Origin of the sequence: Bradyrhizobium guangxiense (genome assembly GCF_004114915.1) — a bacterium.
In the GTDB taxonomy this organism is placed as follows: Bacteria; Pseudomonadota; Alphaproteobacteria; order Rhizobiales; family Xanthobacteraceae; genus Bradyrhizobium; species Bradyrhizobium guangxiense.
The window spans coordinates 2,863,327-2,887,588 of sequence record NZ_CP022219.1; the positions used below are offsets into that span (position 1 = coordinate 2,863,327).

The 24,262-nt window shown below is 65.1% G+C and carries 34 protein-coding genes; 21 read left to right on the forward strand and 13 right to left on the reverse strand.

Annotated elements, in window-relative coordinates; translation table 11 throughout:
- Positions 1 to 35: 35 nt before the first annotated feature.
- Positions 36 to 806: an ABC transporter permease gene (locus X268_RS13440; protein ID WP_128925400.1), complete on the reverse strand. Its 771-nt coding sequence runs from the start codon at positions 804 to 806 to the stop codon at positions 36 to 38.
- A gap of 83 nt (positions 807 to 889) precedes the next feature.
- Positions 890 to 1,537: a TetR/AcrR family transcriptional regulator gene (locus tag X268_RS13445; RefSeq protein ID WP_128925401.1), complete on the reverse strand. Its 648-nt coding sequence runs from the start codon at positions 1,535 to 1,537 to the stop codon at positions 890 to 892.
- Between the two features lie 100 nt (positions 1,538 to 1,637).
- Here X268_RS13445 and X268_RS13450 point away from each other — a divergent pair, with 100 nt between their 5' ends.
- From X268_RS13450 to X268_RS13470, 5 genes are all read left to right on the forward strand, one after another.
- Complete coding sequence (locus X268_RS13450; RefSeq protein WP_128925402.1) at positions 1,638 to 2,642, forward strand: ABC transporter substrate-binding protein; 1,005 nt, start codon at positions 1,638 to 1,640, stop codon at positions 2,640 to 2,642.
- Between the two features lie 105 nt (positions 2,643 to 2,747).
- On the forward strand, positions 2,748 to 3,446 hold the full coding sequence (gene minC, locus X268_RS13455; protein WP_128925403.1) for a septum site-determining protein MinC: 699 nt from the start codon (positions 2,748 to 2,750) through the stop codon (positions 3,444 to 3,446).
- A 19-nt stretch (positions 3,447 to 3,465) separates the two neighbouring features.
- Positions 3,466 to 4,281 (forward strand): septum site-determining protein MinD, encoded by an 816-nt coding sequence (gene minD / locus X268_RS13460; protein WP_128925404.1) that lies wholly within the window; start codon positions 3,466 to 3,468, stop codon positions 4,279 to 4,281.
- A complete protein-coding gene (gene minE, locus X268_RS13465; protein ID WP_128925405.1) occupies positions 4,278 to 4,559 on the forward strand; it encodes a cell division topological specificity factor MinE in 282 nt (93 codons plus the stop codon). The genes minD and minE overlap by 4 nt, the downstream gene beginning before the upstream one ends.
- A 174-nt stretch (positions 4,560 to 4,733) precedes the next feature.
- Positions 4,734 to 4,919, forward strand: a complete 186-nt coding sequence (locus X268_RS13470; protein WP_128920679.1) for a hypothetical protein — start codon at positions 4,734 to 4,736, stop codon at positions 4,917 to 4,919.
- 25 nt (positions 4,920 to 4,944) lie between these two features.
- On the opposite strand, the gene X268_RS13475 is transcribed toward X268_RS13470, so the two are convergent.
- Positions 4,945 to 5,193, reverse strand: a complete 249-nt coding sequence (locus X268_RS13475) for a hypothetical protein (RefSeq protein WP_128925406.1) — start codon at positions 5,191 to 5,193, stop codon at positions 4,945 to 4,947.
- Positions 5,194 to 5,300: 107 nt separating this feature from the next.
- On the reverse strand, positions 5,301 to 5,690 hold the full coding sequence (locus X268_RS13480) for a hypothetical protein (RefSeq protein WP_128925407.1): 390 nt from the start codon (positions 5,688 to 5,690) through the stop codon (positions 5,301 to 5,303).
- Between the two features lie 130 nt (positions 5,691 to 5,820).
- Here X268_RS13480 and X268_RS13485 point away from each other — a divergent pair, with 130 nt between their 5' ends.
- Entirely contained in the window at positions 5,821 to 6,606 is a 786-nt protein-coding gene (locus X268_RS13485) for an SDR family NAD(P)-dependent oxidoreductase (RefSeq protein WP_128925408.1), read from the forward strand.
- Positions 6,607 to 6,703: 97 nt separating this feature from the next.
- Here X268_RS13485 and X268_RS13490 read toward each other — a convergent pair whose 3' ends face one another.
- Both X268_RS13490 and X268_RS13495 read right to left on the reverse strand, forming a co-directional pair.
- A complete protein-coding gene (locus tag X268_RS13490; RefSeq protein WP_128925409.1) occupies positions 6,704 to 6,934 on the reverse strand; it encodes a DUF6894 family protein in 231 nt (76 codons plus the stop codon).
- Between the two features lie 360 nt (positions 6,935 to 7,294).
- Entirely contained in the window at positions 7,295 to 8,572 is a 1,278-nt protein-coding gene (locus X268_RS13495; RefSeq protein ID WP_430648348.1) for a hypothetical protein, read from the reverse strand.
- Positions 8,573 to 8,715: 143 nt separating this feature from the next.
- Between X268_RS13495 and X268_RS13500 the strand changes: the two genes are divergently transcribed.
- Positions 8,716 to 9,312, forward strand: coding sequence for a L,D-transpeptidase (locus X268_RS13500; RefSeq protein ID WP_430648349.1), 597 nt, complete (start codon positions 8,716 to 8,718; stop codon positions 9,310 to 9,312).
- A 46-nt stretch (positions 9,313 to 9,358) separates the two neighbouring features.
- On the opposite strand, the gene X268_RS13505 is transcribed toward X268_RS13500, so the two are convergent.
- Both X268_RS13505 and X268_RS13510 read right to left on the reverse strand, forming a co-directional pair.
- Positions 9,359 to 9,793, reverse strand: coding sequence for a COG4315 family predicted lipoprotein (locus X268_RS13505; RefSeq protein WP_128925411.1), 435 nt, complete (start codon positions 9,791 to 9,793; stop codon positions 9,359 to 9,361).
- A gap of 120 nt (positions 9,794 to 9,913) precedes the next feature.
- Positions 9,914 to 10,378, reverse strand: coding sequence for a MarR family winged helix-turn-helix transcriptional regulator (locus X268_RS13510; protein WP_128925412.1), 465 nt, complete (start codon positions 10,376 to 10,378; stop codon positions 9,914 to 9,916).
- 116 nt (positions 10,379 to 10,494) lie between these two features.
- Here X268_RS13510 and X268_RS13515 point away from each other — a divergent pair, with 116 nt between their 5' ends.
- The 5 genes from X268_RS13515 to X268_RS13535 all read left to right on the forward strand — a co-directional run bounded on the left by X268_RS13515 (position 10,495) and on the right by X268_RS13535 (position 14,906).
- A complete protein-coding gene (locus X268_RS13515) occupies positions 10,495 to 12,417 on the forward strand; it encodes an FAD-binding monooxygenase (protein WP_128925413.1) in 1,923 nt (640 codons plus the stop codon).
- A 155-nt stretch (positions 12,418 to 12,572) separates the two neighbouring features.
- Positions 12,573 to 13,562, forward strand: coding sequence for an SH3 domain-containing protein (locus X268_RS13520; RefSeq protein WP_128925414.1), 990 nt, complete (start codon positions 12,573 to 12,575; stop codon positions 13,560 to 13,562).
- A 169-nt stretch (positions 13,563 to 13,731) separates the two neighbouring features.
- Positions 13,732 to 14,010 carry a hypothetical protein gene (locus tag X268_RS13525; protein WP_164937707.1) on the forward strand — a complete coding sequence of 93 codons (279 nt, stop codon included), beginning with the start codon at positions 13,732 to 13,734 and terminating at the stop codon, positions 14,008 to 14,010.
- A gap of 236 nt (positions 14,011 to 14,246) precedes the next feature.
- A complete protein-coding gene (locus X268_RS13530; RefSeq protein WP_164937708.1) occupies positions 14,247 to 14,453 on the forward strand; it encodes a hypothetical protein in 207 nt (68 codons plus the stop codon).
- Between the two features lie 132 nt (positions 14,454 to 14,585).
- Entirely contained in the window at positions 14,586 to 14,906 is a 321-nt protein-coding gene (locus X268_RS13535; protein ID WP_128929249.1) for a hypothetical protein, read from the forward strand.
- Between the two features lie 16 nt (positions 14,907 to 14,922).
- Here the strand turns inward: X268_RS13535 and X268_RS13540 are convergent, their stop codons facing one another.
- The 3 genes from X268_RS13540 to X268_RS13550 form a co-directional block, all read right to left on the reverse strand.
- Positions 14,923 to 15,492: a TetR/AcrR family transcriptional regulator gene (locus tag X268_RS13540; RefSeq protein ID WP_128925417.1), complete on the reverse strand. Its 570-nt coding sequence runs from the start codon at positions 15,490 to 15,492 to the stop codon at positions 14,923 to 14,925.
- Positions 15,492 to 15,836 (reverse strand): DMT family transporter, encoded by a 345-nt coding sequence (locus X268_RS13545; RefSeq protein WP_128925418.1) that lies wholly within the window; start codon positions 15,834 to 15,836, stop codon positions 15,492 to 15,494. The genes X268_RS13540 and X268_RS13545 overlap by 1 nt, the downstream gene beginning before the upstream one ends.
- 180 nt (positions 15,837 to 16,016) lie before the next feature.
- Entirely contained in the window at positions 16,017 to 16,682 is a 666-nt protein-coding gene (locus X268_RS13550) for an O-methyltransferase (protein ID WP_128925419.1), read from the reverse strand.
- A gap of 96 nt (positions 16,683 to 16,778) precedes the next feature.
- Between X268_RS13550 and X268_RS13555 the strand changes: the two genes are divergently transcribed.
- Complete coding sequence (locus X268_RS13555) at positions 16,779 to 17,411, forward strand: TetR/AcrR family transcriptional regulator (RefSeq protein ID WP_128925420.1); 633 nt, start codon at positions 16,779 to 16,781, stop codon at positions 17,409 to 17,411.
- Positions 17,412 to 17,468: 57 nt separating this feature from the next.
- Positions 17,469 to 18,287 (forward strand): pyridoxal kinase, encoded by an 819-nt coding sequence (gene pdxY / locus X268_RS13560; RefSeq protein ID WP_128925421.1) that lies wholly within the window; start codon positions 17,469 to 17,471, stop codon positions 18,285 to 18,287.
- 103 nt (positions 18,288 to 18,390) lie between these two features.
- Here the strand turns inward: pdxY and X268_RS13565 are convergent, their stop codons facing one another.
- Complete coding sequence (locus tag X268_RS13565; RefSeq protein WP_128925422.1) at positions 18,391 to 19,698, reverse strand: M15 family metallopeptidase domain-containing protein; 1,308 nt, start codon at positions 19,696 to 19,698, stop codon at positions 18,391 to 18,393.
- Positions 19,699 to 20,026: 328 nt separating this feature from the next.
- Between X268_RS13565 and X268_RS13570 the strand changes: the two genes are divergently transcribed.
- The 5 genes from X268_RS13570 (at position 20,027) to X268_RS13585 (ending at position 22,403) form a co-directional block, all read left to right on the forward strand.
- Positions 20,027 to 20,191: a Flp family type IVb pilin gene (locus X268_RS13570; protein ID WP_430648413.1), complete on the forward strand. Its 165-nt coding sequence runs from the start codon at positions 20,027 to 20,029 to the stop codon at positions 20,189 to 20,191.
- Positions 20,192 to 20,341: 150 nt separating this feature from the next.
- Positions 20,342 to 20,545 (forward strand): hypothetical protein, encoded by a 204-nt coding sequence (locus X268_RS13575; RefSeq protein ID WP_128925424.1) that lies wholly within the window; start codon positions 20,342 to 20,344, stop codon positions 20,543 to 20,545.
- A gap of 170 nt (positions 20,546 to 20,715) precedes the next feature.
- Positions 20,716 to 20,970 carry a hypothetical protein gene (locus X268_RS13580; protein WP_128925425.1) on the forward strand — a complete coding sequence of 85 codons (255 nt, stop codon included), beginning with the start codon at positions 20,716 to 20,718 and terminating at the stop codon, positions 20,968 to 20,970.
- A 274-nt stretch (positions 20,971 to 21,244) separates the two neighbouring features.
- Positions 21,245 to 21,391: a hypothetical protein gene (locus X268_RS39385; RefSeq protein WP_164937709.1), complete on the forward strand. Its 147-nt coding sequence runs from the start codon at positions 21,245 to 21,247 to the stop codon at positions 21,389 to 21,391.
- Between the two features lie 91 nt (positions 21,392 to 21,482).
- Positions 21,483 to 22,403 carry a DMT family transporter gene (locus X268_RS13585; protein WP_128925426.1) on the forward strand — a complete coding sequence of 307 codons (921 nt, stop codon included), beginning with the start codon at positions 21,483 to 21,485 and terminating at the stop codon, positions 22,401 to 22,403.
- 248 nt (positions 22,404 to 22,651) lie between these two features.
- Here the strand turns inward: X268_RS13585 and X268_RS13590 are convergent, their stop codons facing one another.
- Positions 22,652 to 23,002, reverse strand: coding sequence for a zinc ribbon domain-containing protein YjdM (locus X268_RS13590; protein WP_128925427.1), 351 nt, complete (start codon positions 23,000 to 23,002; stop codon positions 22,652 to 22,654).
- Between the two features lie 249 nt (positions 23,003 to 23,251).
- Here X268_RS13590 and X268_RS13595 point away from each other — a divergent pair, with 249 nt between their 5' ends.
- Positions 23,252 to 23,611 (forward strand): c-type cytochrome, encoded by a 360-nt coding sequence (locus X268_RS13595; protein ID WP_164937710.1) that lies wholly within the window; start codon positions 23,252 to 23,254, stop codon positions 23,609 to 23,611.
- Positions 23,612 to 23,845: 234 nt separating this feature from the next.
- Positions 23,846 to 24,250 (forward strand): VOC family protein, encoded by a 405-nt coding sequence (locus X268_RS13600; RefSeq protein WP_128925428.1) that lies wholly within the window; start codon positions 23,846 to 23,848, stop codon positions 24,248 to 24,250.
- Positions 24,251 to 24,262: the final 12 nt, after the last annotated feature.

Consider the following 24,262-nt stretch of genomic DNA (forward strand, 5'->3'; position numbering starts at 1 on the left):
ATCCTTCAAGTCTGCCGGCCCTAGGTCTGCCGTTGTCAGGTCTGTCTTGCGTCGCCGACCACGAACATGCGTTCGAGGGCGAGGACGAGGCCGTAGAGAGCGACCCCGAGCAAGGTCAGGAGCACGACCGCCATCACCATTGCGGGCGTGTCGAGCGAGGACTGCACCTGGATCATGAGGTAGCCGAGCCCGCGCTCGGAGGCGATGAACTCGCCGACGATGGCGCCGGCGACGGCCAGGATGGCGCCGACCTTCATGCCGGAGAAGACGTAAGGCAGCGATCCCGGCAGCTGGATCTTGCGGAACAGGGTCCAGCGCGAGCCGCGCAGCGATTTGACGAGGTCGAGCAGATCCGGCTCGACCTCGCGCAAGCCGCGCGCGGTGGTGAGCAGAATCGGGAAGAAGCAGATGCTGAAGGCGATAAGGATGTTCGGGACGATGCCGTAGGAGAACCAGACGATGAAGAGCGGGCCGAGCGCGACCTTCGGGATCATGTTCAGCGTCACGAACAGCGGCAGCAGCACGAGGCTCAGCAGCGGCGCCCAGCTGAAGATCACCGCGAGCGCGACGCCGACGAAGGCACCGAGCGCGAAGCCACCGAGGATCTCCATTGCCGTCACCAGCGTGTTGGCGCTCCAGGCATAGCCCGCGGTTCCCAGCGTCTGCACCGTCGCGAGCGGCGAGGGCAGGATGAATTTCGGCACGTGGAAGGCATCGACCGCGACCTGCCAGAGCACGAGCACGGCGAGGTGCACGATCATGATGACCGCAAAGCTGCGCGAGCTGCTTGCCCTGTCTCCTGCCACCGCTTGCTCCCTGTTGGCGCGGCAGCGATGCCGCAGGCCGCCAGCCTAGCCGTCCCCGGGGAAAGTTTCAACCAGTTGGTTGATTATGGCCGGAGCGACTGCAGCACGAGGTCGGCGACGTGGCGGCGGCGGGCCCGCTTTGCGCTGCGGCTCGACAGGTCCTTGCCGAAGATCGCCGACAGCGTCGGGGTGTTGGAGAAGAAGAAATAGCTGAGGCCCGCAATGGAGATATACAGCTGAACCGGATCGATCCCCTTGCGGAACACGCCCGCGCGCACCCCCTCGTTGAGGATGTGCGACACGCTCCTGACCAGCGGGGAGTGCATCGCTTCCAGCCGCGTGGAGCCGCGGACGTGGCGCGCGCCGCCGCGGTTCTCGTCGTTCAAAAGCACGATGAAATCGGGGTTTGCGGCCAAATGGTCGAACGAGGCCTCGATCAGTTTGCGGATCGCCTTCTCCGGCGGCAGGCCTTCGAGATTGAGCTTGCGCTCCTGCTCGCGGATGTCCTCATAGACCCATTCGAGCACGGCGAGGTAGAGCGCGTCCTTGTCGCCGAAATAATGGTAGACGAGCTGCTTGTTGACGCCCGCGCGCTCGGCGATCTCGTCGACGCGGGCGCCCGCAAAACCGTGCCGGGCGAACTCCAGGCGTGCCGCGGTGAGCAGCTTGTTGCGGGTGGCGACGGGGTCGCGGCGCTGCGGCACGGTGTCGCCAGATCGTTTTGCGGGCATTTCCAACCAAACAGTTGACAAGTTGAGGGCGGGCTTGTTGCATTGGTATCCTCACAAGGGGAGAGCGACAAGCCGGGTCGCGGCAACGAGGAGAGATGCGATGAAGCGTTTGCAGGCGGCTGTTGTGGCCCTGATGCTCGGTTTGCCGGCGGTGCCGGCCAGCGCGGGCGAGGCGGTGAACCTGATCCTCAACTGGACGCCGACGGCCGATCACTCGCCCTATTACTACGCCAAGGCGCAGGGCTGGTACGAGAAGGCCGGCATCGACCTCACGATCGAGACCGGCAAGGGCTCCGGCGTCTCCGCTGCCAAGGTCGGCTCCGGCGGCTCGCCGTTCGGCGTCGCCGATCTCGCCACCATGCTGGTGGCCAAGAGCAAGGGTGCCGACACCGTTGCCGTGATGAGCGTCTATGCCAATACCGGGCAGACCTTCTACTGGCTGAAGAGCTACGGCGTGAACGGCGTGAAGGACTTTGCCGGCCACAAGATCGGCAATCCGCCGGGCGACGCCTCGCGCGTGATGTGGCCGGCCTTCGCCAAGGCCGCAGGGCTGGCGCCCGACGCCGTCGGCTTCGTCAATGTCGGGCCGACCGCGAAGATCGCGGCACTGAAGAGCCACACCGTCGACATCATCAGCGATTTCTACAACGAGCACGATCTGAAGGTGATCGAGTTCGGACCTGACCTCGGCTACGTCAACTGGAAGGACATCGGGCTCAACCCTTACGGCAACTCGCTGATCGTCAACGGCGCCTATCTCCAGAAGAACCCGAAACTCGTCGAGGACTTCGTGCGCGTCACCCAGAAGGCCTTTGCGGCCTGCGTCGCCGACGCCACCCCGTGCCTGAAGGCGCTGCTCGACCAGGTCTCGGGTCTCGACAAGGAGAACCAGGAGCGCCAGTGGGAGCGGATCAAATTCCTGATGACGGACGAGTTCACCACCACCAAGGGTCTCGGCTGGATCGATGGCGAGCGGATGAAGAAGGACTACGAGCTGGTCCAGACTTATCTCGGCATGGAGAAGCCGTTCGACGTCACGACCGCCTTCACGACCAAGATGCTCGATCCGAACATCAAGATGGATGCGCGCAAGGTGAAGAAGTAGGGGGCGCTGCCCCCCAGCCTACGTAATCCCACGGAGAATTAACCGGCCGTTAACCATATCCGCCGCATCGTTAACCATTCAATAACAGGGAACGAGTCGGCCGCCATGGAGGCTGCAGCAAAAGTCCAACGCCAAATGGTGCGCCTGCGCGGGCGCTCCTACGTGGCCTTCGTGTTTACGCCGACGGTTCCGGTCCAGGACTGGCTGCAGGAGATCGACGCCACCATCGCGCGTTCGCCGGGTTTCTTTGCCGGCCGGCCCGTGGTGATCGACCTGTCCTCGGTCGACCTCAGCCAGGCGGGCATCGGCCATCTTCTCACCAACCTGCAGGACCGCAACATCCGCGTGCTTGGCATCGAGGGTGTGGAGGAGGCCAGGCTGACCCCGATGATGCCGCCGCTGCTGTCGGGCGGACGCAGCTGTGTGGTCGAGCCGAGCGCGCCGAAGAAGCCGGAGATGAAAGCCGAGGCCAAGCCGACATCGCTGCTGCTCGAAAGCCCGGTGCGCTCGGGCCAGACCGTGATCTTCCCGGAAGGCGACGTCACCATCCTCGGCTCGGTCGGCTCCGGGGCCGAGGTGGTGGCCGGCGGCTCGATCCACGTCTACGGCGCGCTGCGCGGCCGCGCCATGGCGGGCGTGAACGGTCACACGAGCGCGCGCATCTATTGTCAGAAGATCGAGGCCGAACTGCTTGCGATCGATGGGTTTTACCAGACCGCCGACGACATCGACGCCGCCCTGCGCGGCCGGCCGGCCCAGGCCTGGCTGCAGGGCAACACCATGCGAATTACCGCGCTGAACTGACCAGAAGGAGATTTCAGAAATGGCCAAAGTACTGGTCGTGACATCAGGCAAGGGCGGGGTCGGCAAGACCACGACCACCGCCGCGCTGGGGGCCGCGCTGGCGCAGCGCGGCGACAAGGTCGTCGTCGTCGACTTCGATGTCGGCCTGCGCAACCTCGACCTCGTGATGGGCGCCGAGCGCCGCGTCGTGTTCGACCTCATCAACGTGGTGCAGGGCGTGGCAAAGCTGCCGCAGGCCCTGATCCGCGACAAGCGGCTGGAGAACCTCTGGTTGCTGCCGGCCTCGCAGACCCGCGACAAGGACGCGCTGACGGAAGAGGGCGTCGGCAAGGTCATCGACGAGCTGCGCAGCCGCTTCGACTGGGTGATCTGCGACAGCCCGGCCGGCATCGAGCGCGGTGCCTCCATGGCGATGCGCTTCGCCGACGAGGCCGTGATCGTGACCAATCCGGAAGTCTCCTCGGTGCGCGATTCCGACCGCATCATCGGCATGCTCGATTCCAAGACCGTGCGGGCCGAGAAGGGCGAGCGCGTCGAGAAGCACATCCTGATCACGCGCTACGATCCCTCCCGCGCCGCGCGCGGCGAGATGCTGACGATCGACGACATCCTCGAGATCCTCGCAACGCCCTTGCTCGGCATCATCCCCGAGAGCCAGGACGTGCTGCGCGCCTCGAACGTCGGTACACCCGTGACGCTGTCGAACGCGGACGGCGCACCGGCGCGGGCCTATATCGACGCGGCGCGCCGTCTGTGCGGCGACACCGTGCCGATGCAGGTGCCGACCGAGCGCAAGGGCTTCATGGATCGCCTGCTGCGACGGAGGGCGGCATGAGCATGGGTCTGCTCCGGCTTCTCCGCGGCAACAAGGCGTCGGCACCCGTCGCTCGCGAACGGCTGCAGATCCTGCTTGCCCATGAACGCGGAATGCGTGGCCAGCCCGATCTGCTCGGTGTGCTGCGTGAGGAAATCCTTGCCGTGGTCTCCAAGCATGTGACGCTGGATCCGACCAAGGTCATCGTCCGGCTTGAACGCGGCGACGACGTGTCGACCCTGGAGGTCGATATCGAAGTGCCCAACGATTTCGAGCGCAAGAAAGTGGCAGTCGCGTAGAGGGCGCGGCTGACGGCTTCCAGTTTGGGGTGGGTGAAAAGGCGGTCCGCTGGGCATAGCGGGCCGCCTTTGTCGTTGGGCGAAACGGAACGGGACCCACAGCGAGATCGTTGTGAACAACCCGCGGGACCAGCCGCGCGCTGCACCGCGGTTCCATCAACCGGGAGAGCGCTCATGATGTCCGAGGTCCAGGTCCATACCGTTGCGCGGCAGATGCTCGAGCAGCACGGCTTTGCTGCGATCGCGAAGGCCGCCGAGCAGGCCCAGGCCTGCGAGGGCCGCGGTGAGGCCGACGAGGCACGGGAGTGGCGCCACATTGCCGACGCCATGAAGATCATCCGGGGGCCGCACCAGAGCTGAGACGTGCGGTAATCGCGCGGCGGGCTCAGCGCCCGCCTTGATCGGCACCTTGCGCGCCGGACTTGTGCTGCGTTTGCGGCTGGCTGCGCTCGCCCGTCTCCTTGCAGGGGAGTTGTTCCCACGATCCGTCCGGTGCCTGTTGATAGGCGCTACACGACGGCGAGGTCGACTTGCCGTCGCCCTTCTGAGTCTCGGAGTTCTTCGCCCCGGCCGGGGCAGCCAGCAGCGTGCTGGCGGCAAGCACGGTGCCGAAAACGAAACAAGCAATCCGCATGGAGCTTCTCCTCTTCGAAAAAGCCCGCATGCTGGCGAGGAATGTGACGATTGTTGGCCGGCCTTGCGGTTCCCGGCGGCGTGCTTAATGACGCGCGAGCCGGCTTGCTAGCCGCCCTTGCTGCGGATCAGCCCGGCGAGGTTGGTTTTCTGGGCCTCGCACCAGCTGGACATGCCGAGGCGGCGTTGGTTGAGATCGGTCGCCTGGGTGGCCACCGCGACCTCGGCCATCAGATCGTCGTCCTGCTTCTCGCCCATCTTGCCGCCGGTGTGCATCCAGGCGATCGCCTTGCGCACTTTCTCGGTGGTGCCGTCGGGCAGGTGCAACTGCTGCGCCTTCTGCACGAGGTCCTGGTAGACGACATCCGTGCCCGGGCATTCGACCTTGGCGGCGAAGGCCTGCAAGACCAGGGTCACATAGGTTGAGCGGGGATGGTCCTCGGCTTGGGCTGGAGCCGCGATCAACAACAGGCCGGCCATTAGGAAACCGTAGCGCATCCTTGGTATCTCCTCGTTTTTTTGGAAGGCTAGCGTCCAGCGGGTTGCTCCGCAATGGTGCCCGGTGTGAATTTGTCGCTTCTTGCTGCGGTGCGCTATCGTGAATACCAACCCAGCCTCGGAGAACGACATGAGCCTGTTCAGCACGCCGTTCGATCCTGCCCGTGACACAGCACTGGTCACCGGCGCCGGCAACGGCATCGGCCGCGCCATCGCGCAAGCCTTGGTCGGCGAGGGCGTCCGCACCGTGTTCGCCGATGTGAACGCCGCGCGGGTGACGGCCGCGATCGGCGCCAGCGAGAAGCCTGAATTGGCAGTGCCCTGGGTCGGCGATCTCGCCGATCTCGGCGCGTGCGACGCGTTGCTCGCTGCCGCGAACGCGGCGCTGGGCGGGATCACGCATTTCGTACACAGCGCATCGCCGCCGCGGCGGGAGGCCGATCATGCGCTCGCGGTCGAGCGCAGGATCTGGCAAGAGATGCATGCCGTCAATCTCGACGCCGGTTTTCACCTGGCGCGCGAACTCGCAAAGCAGCTGATTGCGGCGAAGCGGCCGGGCTCGTTCCTGTTTCTCACCTCGCTGCATGCCGGCACGCCGCGCAATCTGCCGCACTATTCGACGGCGAAGGCGGCGATGGCGATGCTGGTGAAAGAGCTAGCAAAGACGTTTGGCCGCTACGGCATCCGCATCAACGCGCTGGTGCCCGGTGCGATCGCAGCGGGCGGGTTCGTTGCGGATCCCGCGCTGGCGCGGCACATTCCGCTCGGGCGACTCGGCGAGGCCAACGACCTCGCACCGATGGCGCTCACGGTGCTGTCGAACAAGCTGTCCGGTTACGTCACCGGCGCTTCCTTCGTCGTCGACGGCGGATTGTCACTGACGAACTGGTTCGAGCCGCCGGCGCTCGACGACTAGAGCATTCTCGGTTCTGATTGAATCAGAACCGAAGCTCTAGTTTTTAACGCGTTTTCTTCACGCGAACCGGTGTCCACTTCGCTCGAAAACGCTCTAGTCAGCGTCGCCAGGCCGGCACTGGATCAAGCGGCGTGCGATAGAGCTCATTGTGATCGCGATCGGTGACGCGCACCGCGCAACCCTTCTGCTGCAGCTCCGGCTTGACCAGCGACAGCTCGGTCGCCAGTTGATCGGCACGATCCGAGGCGACCTCGATGTCTTCGAGAATGATTCCGCCCTGGTTTCTGAACTCTTCACCAACCACAAGATCGAAGGAGTAGTAAGGCATCCGAATTCCCCGATGTGACGTGCTGAGCTTCGGTGGAAGGCTCAAACGCATCCCGGGATGCTACCACTGAGTCGATATCTACCGAATGAACGGGCCGCGCAATCTCTGTGCTTATGGCGCAGAAATGATGTGCAGTGTGTGACTGCGTTAACATTTAATTAAACATGTCGGCGTGATCATAAGGCATGGAATTGCAGCAGAACCGGGCTCCGGGAACCGGCAGCTGCAAGAGAAGGCCGGCGGCATAGATCCCGACGGCCTTTTCTCTTGGAAGACGCTCGTGGCATCGCTTCCCGTAATTGCCCGGACTCAACGTATCACATCGACTCGGACAGCGTACGCGACGCCGTAGGTCCTGGTCTAGCGCAGCGGCATCGGCGGACGCACTACCGGTCCGTCGTCATCGGCGACGGCCTGGGTCGTGGTCACCGGTGCGACCGCTGGCGGCGGCGCCGCGGTTGCCTGCGACGACGGCGGAGGAGGCGCGAGCGGCGGGGGGGAATAAGCCGGCATGTAAGTGTGCGACACGACCGGTTTCGGTTTGCGAACCGGCGGCGGCGACGGAGCTCGCGGCGTGACCGCAGCAGCGCGTGCGCGCGGATCGACAGGCTTGGCGTCGGCCACCGGTTTGAGCGCAGGCGGCTTCGCCATCTCGCGCGCCATCTGCTCCTGTCCGGCCTTCAACTCGGCGATGTTGACCTTGAGCTGCTCGATCTGCTGCGCCATCGCCGCGAGGTCGCGCGTCATCGATTGCACCGACTGCGCCGCATCGGATGGTGTCGCCGCGGGCACGGCTGTTGCAACCTGCGCTGCAGGCGGCGCGGCCGATTGATCGGCGGCTTGATCGGTTGCCGCTTGCGCTGCGGGCGCCGCAGCTTGCTCCGCCGGCGCTGCGGCCTCTGCGGGGGCGACCGGCGCGGTCTGCGACGTGGAAGGCAGTAGCGACGTCAGCGACGCCAATGCAGGGGTCCATCCGGCGAGCATCTCTTTGGCCGTATCGCCGTGCCGCTCCCAGGCGATGGTGGCGGCTGCGCTTGCTCCCGCAAACAGAAACGTGACGAACGCACCGCGCAGCCATTTGCCCACGGACGATCGCTTCTGCCGGCCATGATCATCGCTCGCCGCGACGCGTACGGCCGTGTCGACCGAGGGCGGTGCTGGCGCTTGCGGCTCCAAAACAGGGCTGAACTTGGGCTCCACGGAGAGTTTGGACTCCAGCGAGATCTTGGGCGGCGGGGCGAATTTCGGCTCCGGACGGCTCGCCATGTCGGGCGCCAACGCCGGCGCAACGCTGATTGGGCGCGAGGCCAGCACAATGTCGGGCGAAATCTGAATCGCGTCGTGCGGATCGTTGTCCTTGACCGTGTCCTTCACGATCTCATCGACGATTTGCTTGGGGTTCAGCGTCGCGAGCATCGCAGCTCCTTTGAAGCCCGGGTGTCTGAAGCCCAGGTGTTGAGTACTCGTCGCCCGCATTGGCGCGAGCCGGTCTGTTGAGGCAGGCCCAAATCTGATGACCTCGGCCCGATGATGCACGAGTCCAGCCGGGTTTGACCAAAGCAAGGCGAGGGGATGGAGATGATGCGACGCTCTTCCGCCGTTTGTGGTGATGGAACCCAATTTGTCGAACACGCGCACGTGTTCCCAGCTGCCTTGTTTTCAGCACGATTTTGGCAGCATCTGGGGATGCTGGGGGCGCTGCTATCCGCTATCGGGGGCCGGCGGTGCCAAGATTTCTGATCGCTTTATTCGCTGCTGCCTTGCTGCCGCTGGGCGGCTGCATGCAGACGACGCTTTCACCGTCGACGGACGCGAGCATGACGCCGCGCGACCGGCAGTTGCTCGCGCATACGCCTTACGCGCAGGCCAACGTGCCCGAGCAATATCTCCGTCACATCGTCGATTACCGCCGCAAGGAGCAGCCGGGTACCATCCTCGTCGATACTGACGCGCGCTACCTTTATTACGTGCTGCCTGACGGCAAGGCGATCCGCTACGGCGTTGCGGTCGGTGAGGAAGCCATGGCGTTCTCCGGCGTTGCGCGGGTGGGCCGCCTCGCGGAATGGCCGGACTGGGTTCCGACAGCCGATATCCAGGCGCGGCTCGGACCGTATCCGGCGCGCGTTCCCGGCGGTCCGGCCAATCCGCTGGGTGCGCGGGGCATCTATCTCTATGTCGGCAACAAGGACACGCTCTACCGCATCCACGGCACCAACCAGCCTGAATATATCGGGCAGGCGATCTCGTCCGGCTGCATCCGGATGCGCAACGAGGACGTGATCGATCTGTACGACCGGGTGAAGCTCAATTCGACGGTCGTGGTGCTGCCGCCCGGACAGAGCGCGCAGGCCGAGGCAGGCGCACGCTGGCGAGGTTGAGGTAACTCGCGTGCGCTGGCCGCTCACGCGCGAGCCGATCTCGCCGTTAGTTCTCAGGTCGAGCGATCCGCCATTGCAGTGTCGTAGCGTTGCCATTGGCATCGCCTGGGGCCTTGTCGGCGGGTGAGGTGTAGAGCGGGCGATAGCGGTATGCCCACATCTTGCTGCCGTCGTTGCGGCTGATCACGGTGAAGTCGCCGACGGCCTTGGCGTCGGCGGTTGCGGGCAGCGGCACCCAGCTCTCGGTGCACTTGCCGTTGCAGTTCGATGTCTTTCCGGTGGTGTCGCGCTCGTAATAATAGAGCGTCATGCCCTTGAGGTCGACGAGCTTGGGGCCCTGCTTGGTCAGAACCACCTTCGCCGGCGCGGTGGTCGCCTCGGGCTTGGGCGGAGGAGGGGCATCGCCGCCGCCATGTCCGTTTGCGAGCGCAGGAGCGGTCGAGAGCGCAATGGCCGCGGCCGCGATGAGAAACCTGAACATCCGAAACCCCTGAACCGCAAAGTTAATCGCGCGTTAAGCGCAGAATGTTGCCGACCCTAGCAGCCGAAGGTTAGTTCCAGGTTTCGTCGCGCTGCGACAATTGCGGATAAAAATACTGGATCATGCCGAGATGTTGCGCAATGGCGCGCGGCTCAGATCGTTGCCGGCGGCAATCGCCTTGCGCAGAAGCCGCATCAACTCCTCGCCTTCCTTCGCGCTGAGGCCGCGCAGCATGACGCGCTGGGCCGATTCCACCGCCGGGGTGATCTTGCGCAGCGTGCGCCTGCCCTCGTCGGTGATCTCGAGCTCGCGGGCGCGGCGGTCGCGACTGGAGGCGCGGCGCTCGGCAAGACCCTTCTGCACCAGGCGATCGACCACGCCGGTGATGGTGGTGCGGTCATAGGCGATCAATCCCGCGAGCGTCACCTGGTCGAGCCCCGGATTGGCCTTGATGGTCGCGAGCGCGGCGTATTGCACCGGCGTGAGGTCGAAGCCGGCATCGCCGACCTCAGCCAGGAACACCGCGACCGCGATCTGCTGGAATCGGCGCGCCAGATGTCCGGGCATATCGTTGTTGTCTTTCACCGAATTCTCCGTCTGCGACAGGGAGGGGGCGGATCGTTGACAAGTATACTGATAGTCAGCATACTGAGCAATATCCAAGACAAGATCCAAGACAACATCAGGCGGGAGAGAGGCTCATGCAATTCCACCTCAATGGATTCCAGCCGGGCGATCCTGAGATTGCCGACCCTGCCGAGCGCGTTCAGGCCTCGGGCGCCATGGGTGCCGTGCCCGACGAGGTCGATGTCCTCATCGTCGGCTGCGGCCCTGCGGGCCTGACGCTAGCGGCTCAACTCGCGCAATTCCCCGATATTAAGACCTGCATCGTCGAGCAGAAGGCGGACCGCCTGCTGGTGGGGCAGGCCGACGGCATCGCCTGCCGCACGATGGAGATGTTTCATGCCTATGGCTTCAGCGAGCGCGTGCTGAAGGAGGCCTATTGGGTCAACGAGACGACGTTCTGGAAGCCGGACGAGCGGCAGCCCGAGACCATCATCCGCAGCGGCCGGGTGCAGGACGTCGAGGACGGGCTGTCGGAATTCCCGCACGTCATCCTCAACCAGGCGCGCATCCATGACGGTTTTCTCGACATCATGCGCAAATCGCCGGCCAAGCTCGAACCCCATTACAGCCGGCGCCTGGTCGACCTCGAGGTCGATCCGGCCGCAGGGCCCGCCGACCATGCCGTGACCGTGCGGCTCGAACGCGTCGACGCCGCCAACGAGGGCAAGGTCGAGGTGGTCAAGGCGCGCTACGTGGTCGGCTGCGATGGCGCGCGCAGCACGGTGCGCAAGTCGATCGGGCGCGAGCTGCACGGCGATTCCGCCAATCACGCCTGGGGCGTGATGGACGTGCTGGCGGTGACGAATTTTCCGGACATCCGATTCAAGTCGCTGATCCAATCGGCGAAGGACGGCAGCCTGCTGATCATTCCGCGCGAAGGCGGCTACATGGTCCGCATCTATGTCGAGCTCGCCAAGCTCGAGGTCGGCGAGCGCGTTGCCAACCGCAACATCACCGCCGACGACGTGATCACGAAAGCGCAGCGGATTCTGAAGCCGCATACGCTCGAGGTGAAGGAGATCGCCTGGTGGTCGGTCTACGAGATCGGCCAGCGTCTCACCGACAAATTCGATGATGTGCCGGAGACTGCGGTCGCAACGCGCCTGCCGCGCATCTTCATCGCCGGCGATGCCTGCCACACCCACAGCCCAAAGGCGGGGCAGGGCATGAACGTCTCGATGCAGGACGCCTTCAATCTTGGCTGGAAGCTCGCCGCGGTGCTGCGGAAGCAGTGCGCCCCACAGCTGCTGCATTCCTATTCGGCGGAGCGCCAGGCGGTCGCGAAAGAGCTGATCGATTTCGACCGCGAATGGGCGGGAATTCTCGCCTCCGCCGCCAAGGCCGGCGGCGCCGATGCCGCCAGGACGCAGGACTATTTCGTCCGGCACGGCCGCTACACCGCGGGCACGGCGACGCATTACGGGCCGTCAGCCCTCACCGGCGCGACATCGCATCAGCACCTCGCGCAGGGCCTCGTCATCGGCAAGCGCTTCCACTCCGCTCCGGTGATCCGGCTGGCGGACGCAAAGCCGGTCCATCTCGGTCATGCCGCACAGGCTGACGGTCGCTTCCGCATCTACGCGTTTTCGCCCGCGGAGAATCCCGCAACGCCGGGATCGGCCATTCGTGTCTTGTGCAACTTTCTCGCGGAGTCCACGAAATCTCCGATCCGGCGATACACGCGAACAGGCTCCGATATCGACGGCGTGATCGATCTGCGTGCGGTGTTTCAACAGGATCATCGCGAGCTCGACATTGCGGCTATGCCGCCGCTGCTGCTGCCGAGCAAAGGCCGTTATGGCTTTCTCGATTACGAAAAGATGTTCTGTCCGGACCTCAAGAGCGGCCATGACGTGTTCGCAATGCGGGGCATCGATCGGAAGCCCGGCTGCATGGTCGTGGTGCGGCCCGACCAGTATGTCGCGACCGTGCTGCCGCTCGATGACTTTGCCGGGCTCGCCGCGTATTTCGACGCATTCATGCTGCCGGTCAATTGACGGTCCGGCAGCGCCGCTTACGCGTTGTGCCGATGAACGGCGGATGAATATCGAACCGCGCGCGGCTTGCGTTTCGATCTTTCGATCCACGGCACCCCCGTGCACGGAACGGGCGTTCCGTTCGCGCGTTCCGACTCGAAAGAGGAGGACATGCCATGAAATTCAAGAGTGTTTTGCTTGCCGCATTGCTGCTCGCGCCAACGGCCGCACTGGCCGCGCCGGGCATCGTCACGGTCTCGACCGGCTTGCGGGCCGGCCCGGGCGTGGGCTTCCCCCTGGTCGATCGCATCCCCGAGGGAGCCCGCGTCAATATCCACGGCTGCCTGCGCGGTAATGCCTGGTGCGACGTCAGCTTCTCCGACGATCGCGGCTGGGTATCGTCGCAATATCTCGAATACCTCTATCGCAACCACTACGTCTATCTGCCGGACTATGTCGACGAGATCGATGTGCCCGTCGTTCCCTTCGTGCTGACCTCGTACTGGTCGAGCTATTATACGGCACGTCCCTGGTACCACCGCCACGCCTACTGGAATAGTTACTGGACTTCGCACCAGAGCATCGCGACGCGAATGACGATTGACCCGCGTGCAGCCCGTATCGGTCGCGCGGCGACGCGCGATGCGGCGGTTGCCTTGGAACGGGAGGGAGTGCGGGGCAAGGGTGCCGCTGCGATCTCCGGACGTAGCGCCGCGACCCCGCGGCCCGATGCCGCGATCGCAAAGCGCGACGCTGCCATCACAAGACGCGACGCTGCTGTTGCCGCCGACCGGACGCTTGCCGGCCGAAGCGAGCGCATCGCGCATGAGAGGACCAATGTGCAGAGCCGTAATCCGCGCGATGCGCAGGCGCGCATGATGCACGAGCAGGCCGCGAGTCGCGCTGCGGTGCGTGCCCAGCCGATGACACGCGCGCATGAAGCACCGCGAGTGTCCGCCGCACCCGCCGCGCGGCCCACGATGCCGCATGTCGCGCAGCCGAATGTGAGCCACGGTTCGCCGATGAATGCCCATGCGCAGATGCCGGCGCCCCGTGCCGCTGCGCCTGCAATGCCGCACGGCGGTGGCGGCGCTCCGCAAATCAATGCCGCGCCGCGTGGCGGTGGTGCTCCGGCCGGCGGTCCCGGCGGCCACCAGAAGCACTGACATTCTCAAGGAAAGCCCGGCCCTCGCGCCGGGCTTTCTGCGGGATTGGACCGGGTTCCCGGCGCGTACAATTTATGGAGGTTCTTCGCGGGCAGATTTCATCGATCGTAACATGTGTATCCAAAGATGCAGGCATCCACTCGGGGCAGCGGGGCACGGGAGGATGACGATGAGACAGAGCCAGGCGGAGACGCGCCGCCAAAATGTCGCGAAGCGGTCGATGACCAAGGAGGCCAAGCAGCTAGCCGGCCTGATCGCCGGACTGCGCGAATCCCTCGAGAGCATCCACAAGGAACGGAGGAGTGCAAAGCTCACCGGCGCCGAGATGGGGATGCTCGACGAACGCCGCAACAATCTGCTGCTCACAATCGCGGCCCTCGACGACCGCCTCTCGGCGGTGCAGGGGCTGATCGATCTCGGCCGCCCCCACATCATCCGCGTGCATTAGCGGGCCTCGGATAGGGGAGGATCGGCTCCGTTGCAGATGCACGGGCCGGCTCCCGGCGGCCGATCCAGCACGACATGAAGACGGCCCCGTGCCGTCGCGGGGCAAGCCTGCGACGGATGGAATTGCGTCCTAACGAGCACGCGCGAAGCCGAACGCGGCGCCATGCCAGCGGACGGCACCAAATTGCCATGCTCCCGGCGAATTGCCGCCAAAGCCCGCTGCCACGAGGAGGCCGGGTGCAGGGCGACGCAAGGGGACGCGAATTGGCCTACAAGATGGTCGCAGAACGCGACAACGAGAAGTATAGTTTCGCCCGCGAGAGCCGGCTGGTCATCGTGGCGAAGGCGAAGGTGTGGGCGAGCGAAGGGTGGCGGGTCGTCATCACCGACCAGGACGGCAAGGCCTACGCGCCGCCCGAATTCGATCAGCTGTTGGCGGCGTGACCGACGGGCGGAACGCGACATCTGGACGCGTTTTCTGTCCGCGAACCGGCTGTCCACTTCGTTCGGAAACGCTCTGGGGGACGACATTTGACATCGCTGTGGGGACTGGGGCGCGACCGGATCGTGCCCTTGATTGGTCTTGCAGCCGCCGCCGTTCTGACGGCGACGGTCGCGGCCGCGCAAAATCTCGATGCCGGCAAGTCGCCTGCCAAGCTGTTTGCGGACGGCTGTGCGACCTGCCATCGCAGTCCGCGCGGCCTCGCCAAGGGCCACATCAGCCTGACACTGTCCTGGTTTCTGAAGGACCATTACGCCACCAGCTCCGACTCGGCCAAGGCGCTCGCCGCCTATCTGCAGTCGGTCGACGAGCCGCCGCCGCGCGATGCGGCCAAGCCCGCCAAGAAGCCCGCGCGATCCGCACCGCGCCCGCCCAAGCCGACGCAGAGCCAATAGGCCGCCCGGTTCTTCGCTAACCGCGCCGATGGGTCTGTGCGAGCAACCGTGCGTGCACGGCGCGTAGCTCGGCGCTCATGCGCGTCTGTCCGGTCGTGACATAGGAAAGCCAGGCGCCGTCGGCGGCGAGACGCACGATCTGCAGATCCGGTGTGCCGTCCGTCGACCGATGACGCTTCAGGCGCGCCTTGATCCACTCGTTCCAGAGCCGGCGCAGCGGCGGATCGGTGACGACCACCATGCTCAGCGCCGCCCATGGTGTCGCAAAGCCGAAGGTTCTGCCGGTGAACACGGCATTCACATAGGCTCGCGTGAAGCTGCCGCGTGGCTTCGGGTCAGCTTCGATGGCGGCGTCGATCTCGGCATCGACGCGGCCGAGGAGGTCGGCAAACAGGCCCTCGATCAGCGCCTGCTTGCTGCCGAAATGGTGGAACAGCCCGCCCTTGGTGACGCCGGCCGCAGCGGCGACCGCCCGCACGGTGACACCGGCGACGCCATGGTCCATCGCGATGGCCGCGGCGTGGTTGAGCAGGGCGCGCCGGACCTGCTCCGGCTGCTTGGCGCGGGTGTAGGCGCTCGCCGGCATCAGTGCACCGTGGTCTGCGAGAACAGGTTGATGATCACGACGCCTGACACGATCAGCGCAATGCCGACGAAGGCCGCGGCATCCAGCATCTGGCGGAACAGCACGAAGGAGACGGTGGCGGTCAGGATGATGCCGACCCCGCCCCAGATCGCATAGGCGATGCTCAAGGGGATGACGCGGATCGCCACCGACAGCGCATAGAACGAGGCGACGTAGAACAGCACCATGGCCAGCGTCGGCCACGGGCGCGTGAATTGAGCGGATTGCTGCAGGAAGGCCGACGCCGTGACCTCGAGAATGATGGCGAGGGCAAGCGCCGCGTAGGCATTGAAGGTGGAGGTCATGGTCAGCTCGGAAGAAAGATACCGCGCGGTAGGTATGTTTACTACGCGGCGCCCTCGCTTTGGCTGGAACTAGGTATCACATGTCGGTGACGAGCCTGCGACATTGGCGGGACGCGGCATGAAGCCGTCGCGTGATGAATCGCGCGGGGGCTTCATGATTTCGTCGCGGCTCGACAGGCGTCAGCTGATACGCACGGAGAGTTCGACGTCGTCGGCGAAGGGCGTCGACATGTAGCCGCTGCCGGGCCTTCGTACGCGCGCCAGATAGTCCGGGCTGTCGTCGGCATTGTCGGCGACGATGATCGCACCCGGCCCGAGATGGCCTTCGAGCAGATCGAGGATATCCGGGTAGAGCGCCTTGGCACCATCGAGCAGCACGAGATCGATCGTATCGGGCAGATCGGCGCTGAGCGTCTTCAGCGCATCACCCTCACGGATTTCGACGAGATCGATCAAGCCACCGGCGATGAGGTTTTCCCGCGCTCGCGCCGCCTTGGACGGCTCGAACTCGCTGGTGATGAGGCGGCCGCCGCCATTGTCATGCAAGCCTGCTGCAAGGTGCAGCGTCGAGATGCCGAACGAGGTGCCGAATTCGACGATCGTCCTCGCGCCGGAGCTGCGCGCGAGCATGTAGAGCAGTGCTCCGGTCTCGCGCGAGACTGCGAGCGGCGCATCCTTCAGGCGTCCGTAGAGGTCGCGGTAATCGGTCTTGCTCCGCATCATCCGAGCCCGGTCCATATCGGACAAATCGGCGACGGCGGCTCGCGTTGCACCGCTTGCCGCCTCGGCCTCGTCGAACAGGCGTTCCAGCAGCGGCGCAAGCGACGTGATGATTGGGTTGGTCATTCGAGGTCTCCAGAGGTGACGAAAAACGCGTGCTTGCGTGCGGCGTGAAATACGACTAATTCGTCGCATTTCCTATTCGCATTCGCCGGGTGCGCCATGGCCGATCGTCGAAGCCGCTCAGTTTCCTCACGAAAACAGCCGCAACAGGCCCGCTCGACCGGCCTGGTAGCGGCCATTCTCGATGCCGCTGTTCAGGTCCTGGCGAAGGAAGGCGCGCAACGTTTCACCACGGCGCGGGTGGCGGAGCGGGCCGGGGTGAGCGTCGGATCGCTCTATCAATATTTTCCCAACAAGGCGGCGATCCTGTTTCGTCTCCAGAGCGACGAGTGGCGGAGCACCAGCCAGCTCTTGCGTGACATCCTCGCGGACCGGGCGAAGCCGCCGCCGGCGCGGCTGCGCGCGCTGGTCCATGCCTTCATCCGCTCCGAGTGCGAGGAGGCCGCCATTCGCGTCGCGCTCAGCGATGCCGCGCCGCTCTATCGCGACGCGCCGGAGGCGCAGGACGCGCGGGCCGCCGGCGAGCAGATCATCGCCGGGTTTATGCAGGAAGCGCTGCCCAAGGCCTCCGATACGACGCGCGTGCTTGCCGGGGAGCTGATCAAGACGACGCTGAGCGAGGTCGGCAAGCGGTTTTCGGAGACGCCGCGCAGCGAGGCCGAGATCGTGCGTCATGCCGACGGGCTGGCCGACATGTTCTGTGCTTATCTCGGGGAATTGGCACGACGCTGACGCGTGAATCCGGGCTACTCTTGCATCGCCTGACGTTTGTCCGTACGGACCTCTCTGATGCTCGTCATCTCCATTCAAAGCCAGGTCGTCCACGGCCATGTCGGCAACAGCGCGGCCGCCTATGCCATACAGGCGGAGGGCGTGAACGTTGCCGCGGTGCCGACGACGCTGCTGTCCAACCATCCGCGCTATCCGACCCTGCGCGGACGGGTGCTGGAGACCGAGCTCGTCGCCGATCTCCTCAAGGGCGTCGAGGAGCGCGGGCTCGTCGACGAGGCGGCCGTGCTTGTGACCGGCTATCTCGGCTCGCCGGGCAATGCCGTCGTGATCGCCGATTTCGTCGAGCGGGCGCTGACGCGGAATAGGAAGCTCGTCTATCTCTGCGATCCCGTGATCGGCGATGACGGCCGCGTCTATGTCGCCGACGGCATCTTGGACGTGGTGCGGCACAGGCTGCTGCCGGCCGCAAAGCTGACGACGCCGAACCGGTTCGAGCTCGAGCTGCTCTCAGGCCTCGCGATCGCGGATGCGCAGGGTCTGCGCGCGGCATGTGCGGCGCTGGCGGGGACGGGCCGCATCGACGTCGTCGCCACCGGTTGCACGCTCAACGATACGGCGGAAGGGCAGGTGGAGACGATCCTCTGCGCCGGCGGAGAGGGGTCGCGCTTTGCAACGCCGCGCCTGCCGATCCGCCCCTACGGCACCGGCGATCTCCTCACCGGCCTGATCGCAGCACATTTGGCCAAGGGCGCGGCGACCGAAGCAGCGGTGCGGCTTGCCGTCGAGACCATTTTTGCGGTGCTGGTGCGCACCCAGGAGGCCGGCGCGGCCGAGATGCGGCTCGTGCCGCTGCCGACGCCGGGACTCGCTCCGTAAGGTGTAGAGCGCGATGCGAATAGGACGATCGTCATCGCGCTTTGGGTTGTTGTTTAAGCATGATCTTCTCGGAAAACCGCTGCGCACTTTTCCGGATCATGCTTCAGGTCGCGCGCTTGCCGGCCGATTGCGCCGATTTCTGCGGCCTGGCCGGGCTCTTCTGCTCGCGCGCAGCCTGCGCCTTTGGCGTCTTCGCGGCGGCACTGCGCGTCTTCTTCGGCTTGACGTTGACGGCGGCTTCCTTGCGGTCCCCCGTGCCGCGGCGTGAGATGTATTCCGGTCCGTCGACGGGGCCGACATGCGGCGGATCACGGCCGAGATAGGGCCGGCCGATGCCATACGCCTTGCCGTTGGCATCGACCCACTTCCACAGGATTTCGGTCGAGACCCAGCGCTGCGCGCGGTTGTTGCCCTGGGTGCTGACGATGTCGGCCGCCATGCCGTGGCCGTAGCCGCCGCGCGAGCTGCCGCCATGATAGGAACGGTCGGAGGCGGCCTTCAGGCCGCTCGCGATCGACTGGCGATAGTCGTCGCGGAACGCGCTGGTGATGCCGGGCGAGAGACCGGCGGCTTCCGCGGCCAGCAGCGTGCGGAACAGCTTCTGCTTGAAGCTCTTGTCCATGCCGCCGATGACGTAGTCCATCATCGACATGCTAGCGTGCTCGGCTGCCTTCGGATCCTTCCAGCCGAAATCCTCGTCGACCAGCTTCGTGAAGGTGCGCATCACCGTGACGGTCTTGCCCTTGCGCTTGACAGTGACGGCGCGGCGCTCCTGAACCTTGATCGAGTCTTCCTTTGCGGTGCGCTGGTAGAGCGTCCAGAGATAGCGGTCGATGCACGCATCCATGACGAAGCATTCGTCGAGCACGGCGACGGTGTCGGCCGGCGGCGATGCCTTGCTCACGGGCGTGACGGGGGCGCCCGTGATCGCTGCGGGCGACAGCGCGTCTGTCGTCACGATCTCGGTGGGATCGGCAGATGCGAGCTTGACGGGCTCCGGCGCCGCGGCTGGGGCAGCCTCGCTGACGACGGGCTCCGGCGCCGGTTCGAGCGAGATCTGCGGCGCAGGCGGCGCCTCCACTGGCAGGATCAGGGCCGGATCGGCCGAGGCGAGCTTGACGGCGGGAACGGCGGGCTCAGGCGCCGCTTCAGCGATCGTCGGGGCCGGTGCGGCGGCCACCGCAGCCGCGATGTCGGCGGTCAAGGCGATACCGTCCTCGATGGTCGCAGCGGCCGGCACGTCGGCGAGGTCGAGCCGGCTGAGATCCTTGGCGCGCGAGACGGCAGCCGCATTGGCACCGCTGTTCTCGATCAGGGCAGGGCCATAGGCGGAGAGCGAAAGCGCCAGCCAGCCGGCGAGCACGGCCGAGGGGCACGCGACTGCCACCAGAAGAGACCGTCGATCGTTCATGATCCCTGCCTCCAAACGGTTCTGCCCGGACCCGCCTTGCCCGGACAGTCATGATGCAAACAGTTTGACGAAAACAGTCTTGCACGGAAAGGCACGCAGTGCGTCGATTGTTCGGAGGACCGTGTGGCAGCGCAATGGCGCAAATCGGCGAAAATGGGCTTTTCGACCGGGTGTTGCCGAGCTGCAACGCGGGGTCCACGGCGGTTCCCCAGCGAGCGGCTCATGTCGTCAACTTGAATGATCGTGTTTACTCAATTTTGGATTGTGGCAGTGCATTTGTCTCTTGCCGGCAATTTCCGGTAGAGTTGGGAAGGATGCGGTTGTGAAATTGAAATGCAAATGGGCGGAATTCGCCGCCGATGAAACCGGCGCGACTGCGATCGAATACGGCCTGATCGCAGCCGGCATTGCGCTCGCGATCATCGAGATCATCTATGCGCTCGGCACCAATCTCGTCGCAAAGTTGCAATCGCTGGCGACGGCGTTGATGTAGGGCAGCGCGCCGCTGCATCGACACCGTCGTTGCAGCCATCGCCCCTTCAAAGTCAGCATTTCCTGGCATCACGCGCATCGCGTCCTTGATGCGCTGTCTTGCTCCCGCGCCTCGCGGCAACTTTGTTGCGGCTGGCGCGTTTGGTCGCCCATGACGCATCCCTCGCTTCGTCCCATGGACGCCTTCGATCCCACCGAACCCGCCATCCTGCACGATCGCCTCACGGACACGATCATCACCTGGACCGCCGATCAGGCTGACGATTACCGGCGGGCCAGCCGGCCGGGTAACGATGGAACGGTGGCCTGGAAGGCCTATCTGTTCGATGGTTGGGGCAACGTGCTCGGTGGCTGAGCACCGCCCATGACTGTGCATGTCGCGGCCGGCATGATTCGGCCAAAGCCTTGTAGATGTTAAATATATTGCTATGCACCGTGCGCGCTTGTGCAATGCAACAAAGCGTGTCGCATTGCAGCAAGACCGGCCTAAATATGCTCCGACTCTTCCACTCAGGAGCATCACCAATGAACAAGAAGACTCTGTCGATCGCCGCCGCCATCCTGGCGATCGCAGGCAGCACCGCGGCCTTTGCGGCCGAACTGCCGACTTACGAGGCCAACGGATTTCCGGTCTCGCCCTTGCAGGTTCGCGTCCTCGGTGCCGCGCATGTCGAGCAACAGGCCGCTGCGCCGACCACGGTCGCCTCGGTTCACCAGACCAAGGTGCTCAGCCCCCGCAAGCTGAAGACTGCGGACGTCACCACGGGCGCTGCCCGCTGAGCTCTATCGCGTGACGTCAAGTGGGTTCCGCGGAGAGGCGGGATCCACTGCCTCACCTCACTCCTTTGACTTCGACGCAATCTCCCGGCGCGATCAATTGATGTCGATGCGCTGATTGAGAATCCGGCCGCGAACAAGTTCGCGTGAATGTGCCGGTTATGTATCTCCGTTCATAACGTACGTGATCCATTTAACGGTTGCTTTGCAGACCGCATCGCTTGATGCGGCTGCCGCATTTTCGCGGCCGGGTTTGCAATCATAGTGGAAGCCCGTCATGCCCATTGCGCAGAAAGTCGTTGCTGCTCCTACTTCGCCGCGCGCGTTCATTCTCAAGCACGCCACCTTGTTCGCGGCCGCCGCCTTGTTCGTATTCGTGCTGAGCCTGACCTACGGCCTCGATCTCAGCCCCGGATTTTTCTGAGCGATCCTGCGCAGCGCGCGAGGCTCTGCGCGTCCCAGCCCTGCGGCCGCGTGGGTTGAGGCCATTGGCGGGCTGACATAAGGCTTGGTCCATGGACCAGCGGACGAGCGGCGCCGAGGCTCTCTCTCAGAACAACGATGCAGCGCCGGCACTGCTCGGCGTGGCCTGCGGCCTTGCCGCGGCGCTGTTCTGGGCGCTCGGCTTTGCCGGCACGCGGCATGGGCTCAAGGTCGGATTCACGCCGGTCGATCTGCTCGTGCATCGCTACGTCTGGTCGGGGATCGCGTTCCTGCCGCTGGTGTTGCGCGCCGGCGTCAAGGATCTCTGCGGCATCGGCTGGGGCAGGGGCCTCGTGCTGATGGTGCTCGGCGGCCCGGTGATGTCGCTGATCTCCTACACCGGCTTCCTGTTCGTGCCGCTCGGCCATGGCAGCGTGATCCAGCCCTCCTGTGCCACGCTCGGCGGCCTGTTGCTCGCAGCCCTGGTTCTGAAGGAGCGGATCACCGTCTCGCGTCTCGTCGGCGCCCTCGTCATTGTCGGCGGCCTCGGTGTGATCGGCGCGGAATCGATCGGCCATATCGGCGCCACCGGCGTGCAGGGCGATCTGATCTTCGTGCTGACCGGCTTGATGTTCGCCGGCTTCGGCGCCGCGCTGCGGCGCTGGCGCGTCTCCGCGGTCTCGGCCGCGCTTGTCATCAACGCGCTGTCGCTGTTGCTGCTGCCGGTCTACGTCGCAACCGTCGGCCTCGCCCATGTTGTGGCGATCGGCGTCTCCGAAAACGCCATCCAGGCGCTGGCGCAGGGCGTGCTCGCAGGTCCCGCCGCGCTCTATCTGTTCGCCGTCTCGGTGCAGCGCCTCGGCGTTGCCCGGGCTGCTGTGTTTCCGGCCTGCGTGCCGGCGCTGACGCTGCTCACCGGCTGGCTGCTGCTGGGCGAGCCGCCGACGCTGCTGCAGACCGCGGGCCTCGTGACCGTGCTGTGCGGATTCTATCTGGCGCAGCGGCAGCGATAGTGTCTATCGCCCATAAAACAGGAAGGCCGCCCAGGGGGCGGCCCGCTCAAGTCTGAAGATGTGATGCAATCGAACAGGTAACCCTGCAAGCCAGCCCCGGGTTGAGAAAATAGATACGCGCTGCAAACGCCAGCCCCGGCGTCTTCAAGCTTACACGGATTTACGACAGCGATAAGAAGATTGTGGGTTCCGGAGCTGGAACCGGGCGTTAGCGTTACCGCGGGCGGCCAGGCCCTACGTCGCCGCGGCTACGCTTTCCTGACGAATTCCGACTTCAGGTTCATCGCGCCGATGCCGTCGATCTTGCAGGCGATGTTGTGGCCGTCGGTGGCGTCCTGCAGGCGGATGTTGCGCACCTTGGTGCCGCCCTTGACCACCGAGGAGGAGCCCTTGATCTTGAGATCCTTGATCACGATGACGCTGTCGCCATCAGCGAGCACATTGCCATTGGCATCGCGCACGCCGGCGTCCGGCGCGGCATCCGCGGCCGCCTCCGCCGCACCGCTCCATTCATGGCCGCATTCCGGGCAGACCCAGAGATCGCGATCCTGATAGGCATGCTCGGAGCTGCAGGCGGGGCATTTCATCGCGTCGGTCATGGCAAGTCTCGTCCAGCTCTTCTCGGGGTCTCGTGCTTCGTTCGCGGCGCGACCGTAGGGGCCGGGAACAGGAAAGCAAGCGAAAGCTGCCGATTGCGGGAGGCCGCGGTCGGCTGATGGTGCGATATCACCGAAACAGCGCGACGAAGACCGCGACGAGCCAGCGGAGGCGCTTCGCTTGATGCAAATCAACCTGATCCGCGCGGCCCGACCTAGGTTGTGTCGACGAAGCAGCGAGTGGGAATGGCGATGTCGCACAGTGCTCGAATCTATCTCGGCCTCGCTCTCTTGATCGCGTTGTCGGTGCTGTTTGTGCTCGGCGTCGTCCACACCGCGGCGGGGGCGCCGAGATCCGGCCCGCGTGCCGTCGCCGAAGGCCATCGCCTGGCGCAGGCATGGTGCCAGACCTGTCACGCCATCGAGCCGCACATGGCCGGGTTCTTCGACGAGGCCCCGAGCTTCCAGGCCATCGCGGACAGGAGCGGCACCACCGCGCTATCGCTCAAGGTGTTCTGGCGGACCAGCCATCAGAACATGCCGAACCTCGTGATCTCGCCGGAGCAGGCGGATGTGCTGTCGGCCTATATCCTGAGCCTGCGCGGCAAGTGAGGCCGTCGGTACGATTTCACGAAAACAACCCCATGCACAGTAGACGGGGCCTTGATAAGCCTCGTGTTTTCGTTTTGTCCGAATGCGATTTGCGGCGTCGGGCAAAACGGGGGTATATTGGCATGGTGGCGTCTTGCGGACATCGTCGGCGCCAGCCGCGTGCGGCATCATCTCGGATGACGCTTGCGCTGCATCCGGGCTAGGTTTGCGCGGCAATTCGCAGACGAGCCCGCCATGACCTTCCTGCTCAACATCGACGTTCCCGATGTGGCGCAAGCCACAAGCTTCTACACCGCCGCCTTCGGCCTCACGGTCGGTCGCCGCTTCGGCACCGACTTCGTCGAGCTGCTCGGCTGGCCCGCGCCGGTCTATCTCCTGACCAAGCGGGCCGGCACGCTGGGTGCCGGCGGCGACCGCCGCCGCTACGAGCGGCACTGGACGCCGGTGCATGTCGACGTCGTCGTCGACGATGTCGATGCCGCCGTCGAGCGCGCGCTGCGCGCCGGCGCGATGTTGGAGGTGCCGGCGAGCGATGCGCCCTATGGCCGGATCGCGATGCTGGCCGATCCGTTCGGGCACGGCTTTTGTCTGCTGGCGTTCAGCGCGAAGGGATACGATGCGTTGCTGGGGAGTTCGTAATCCGGGCTACGC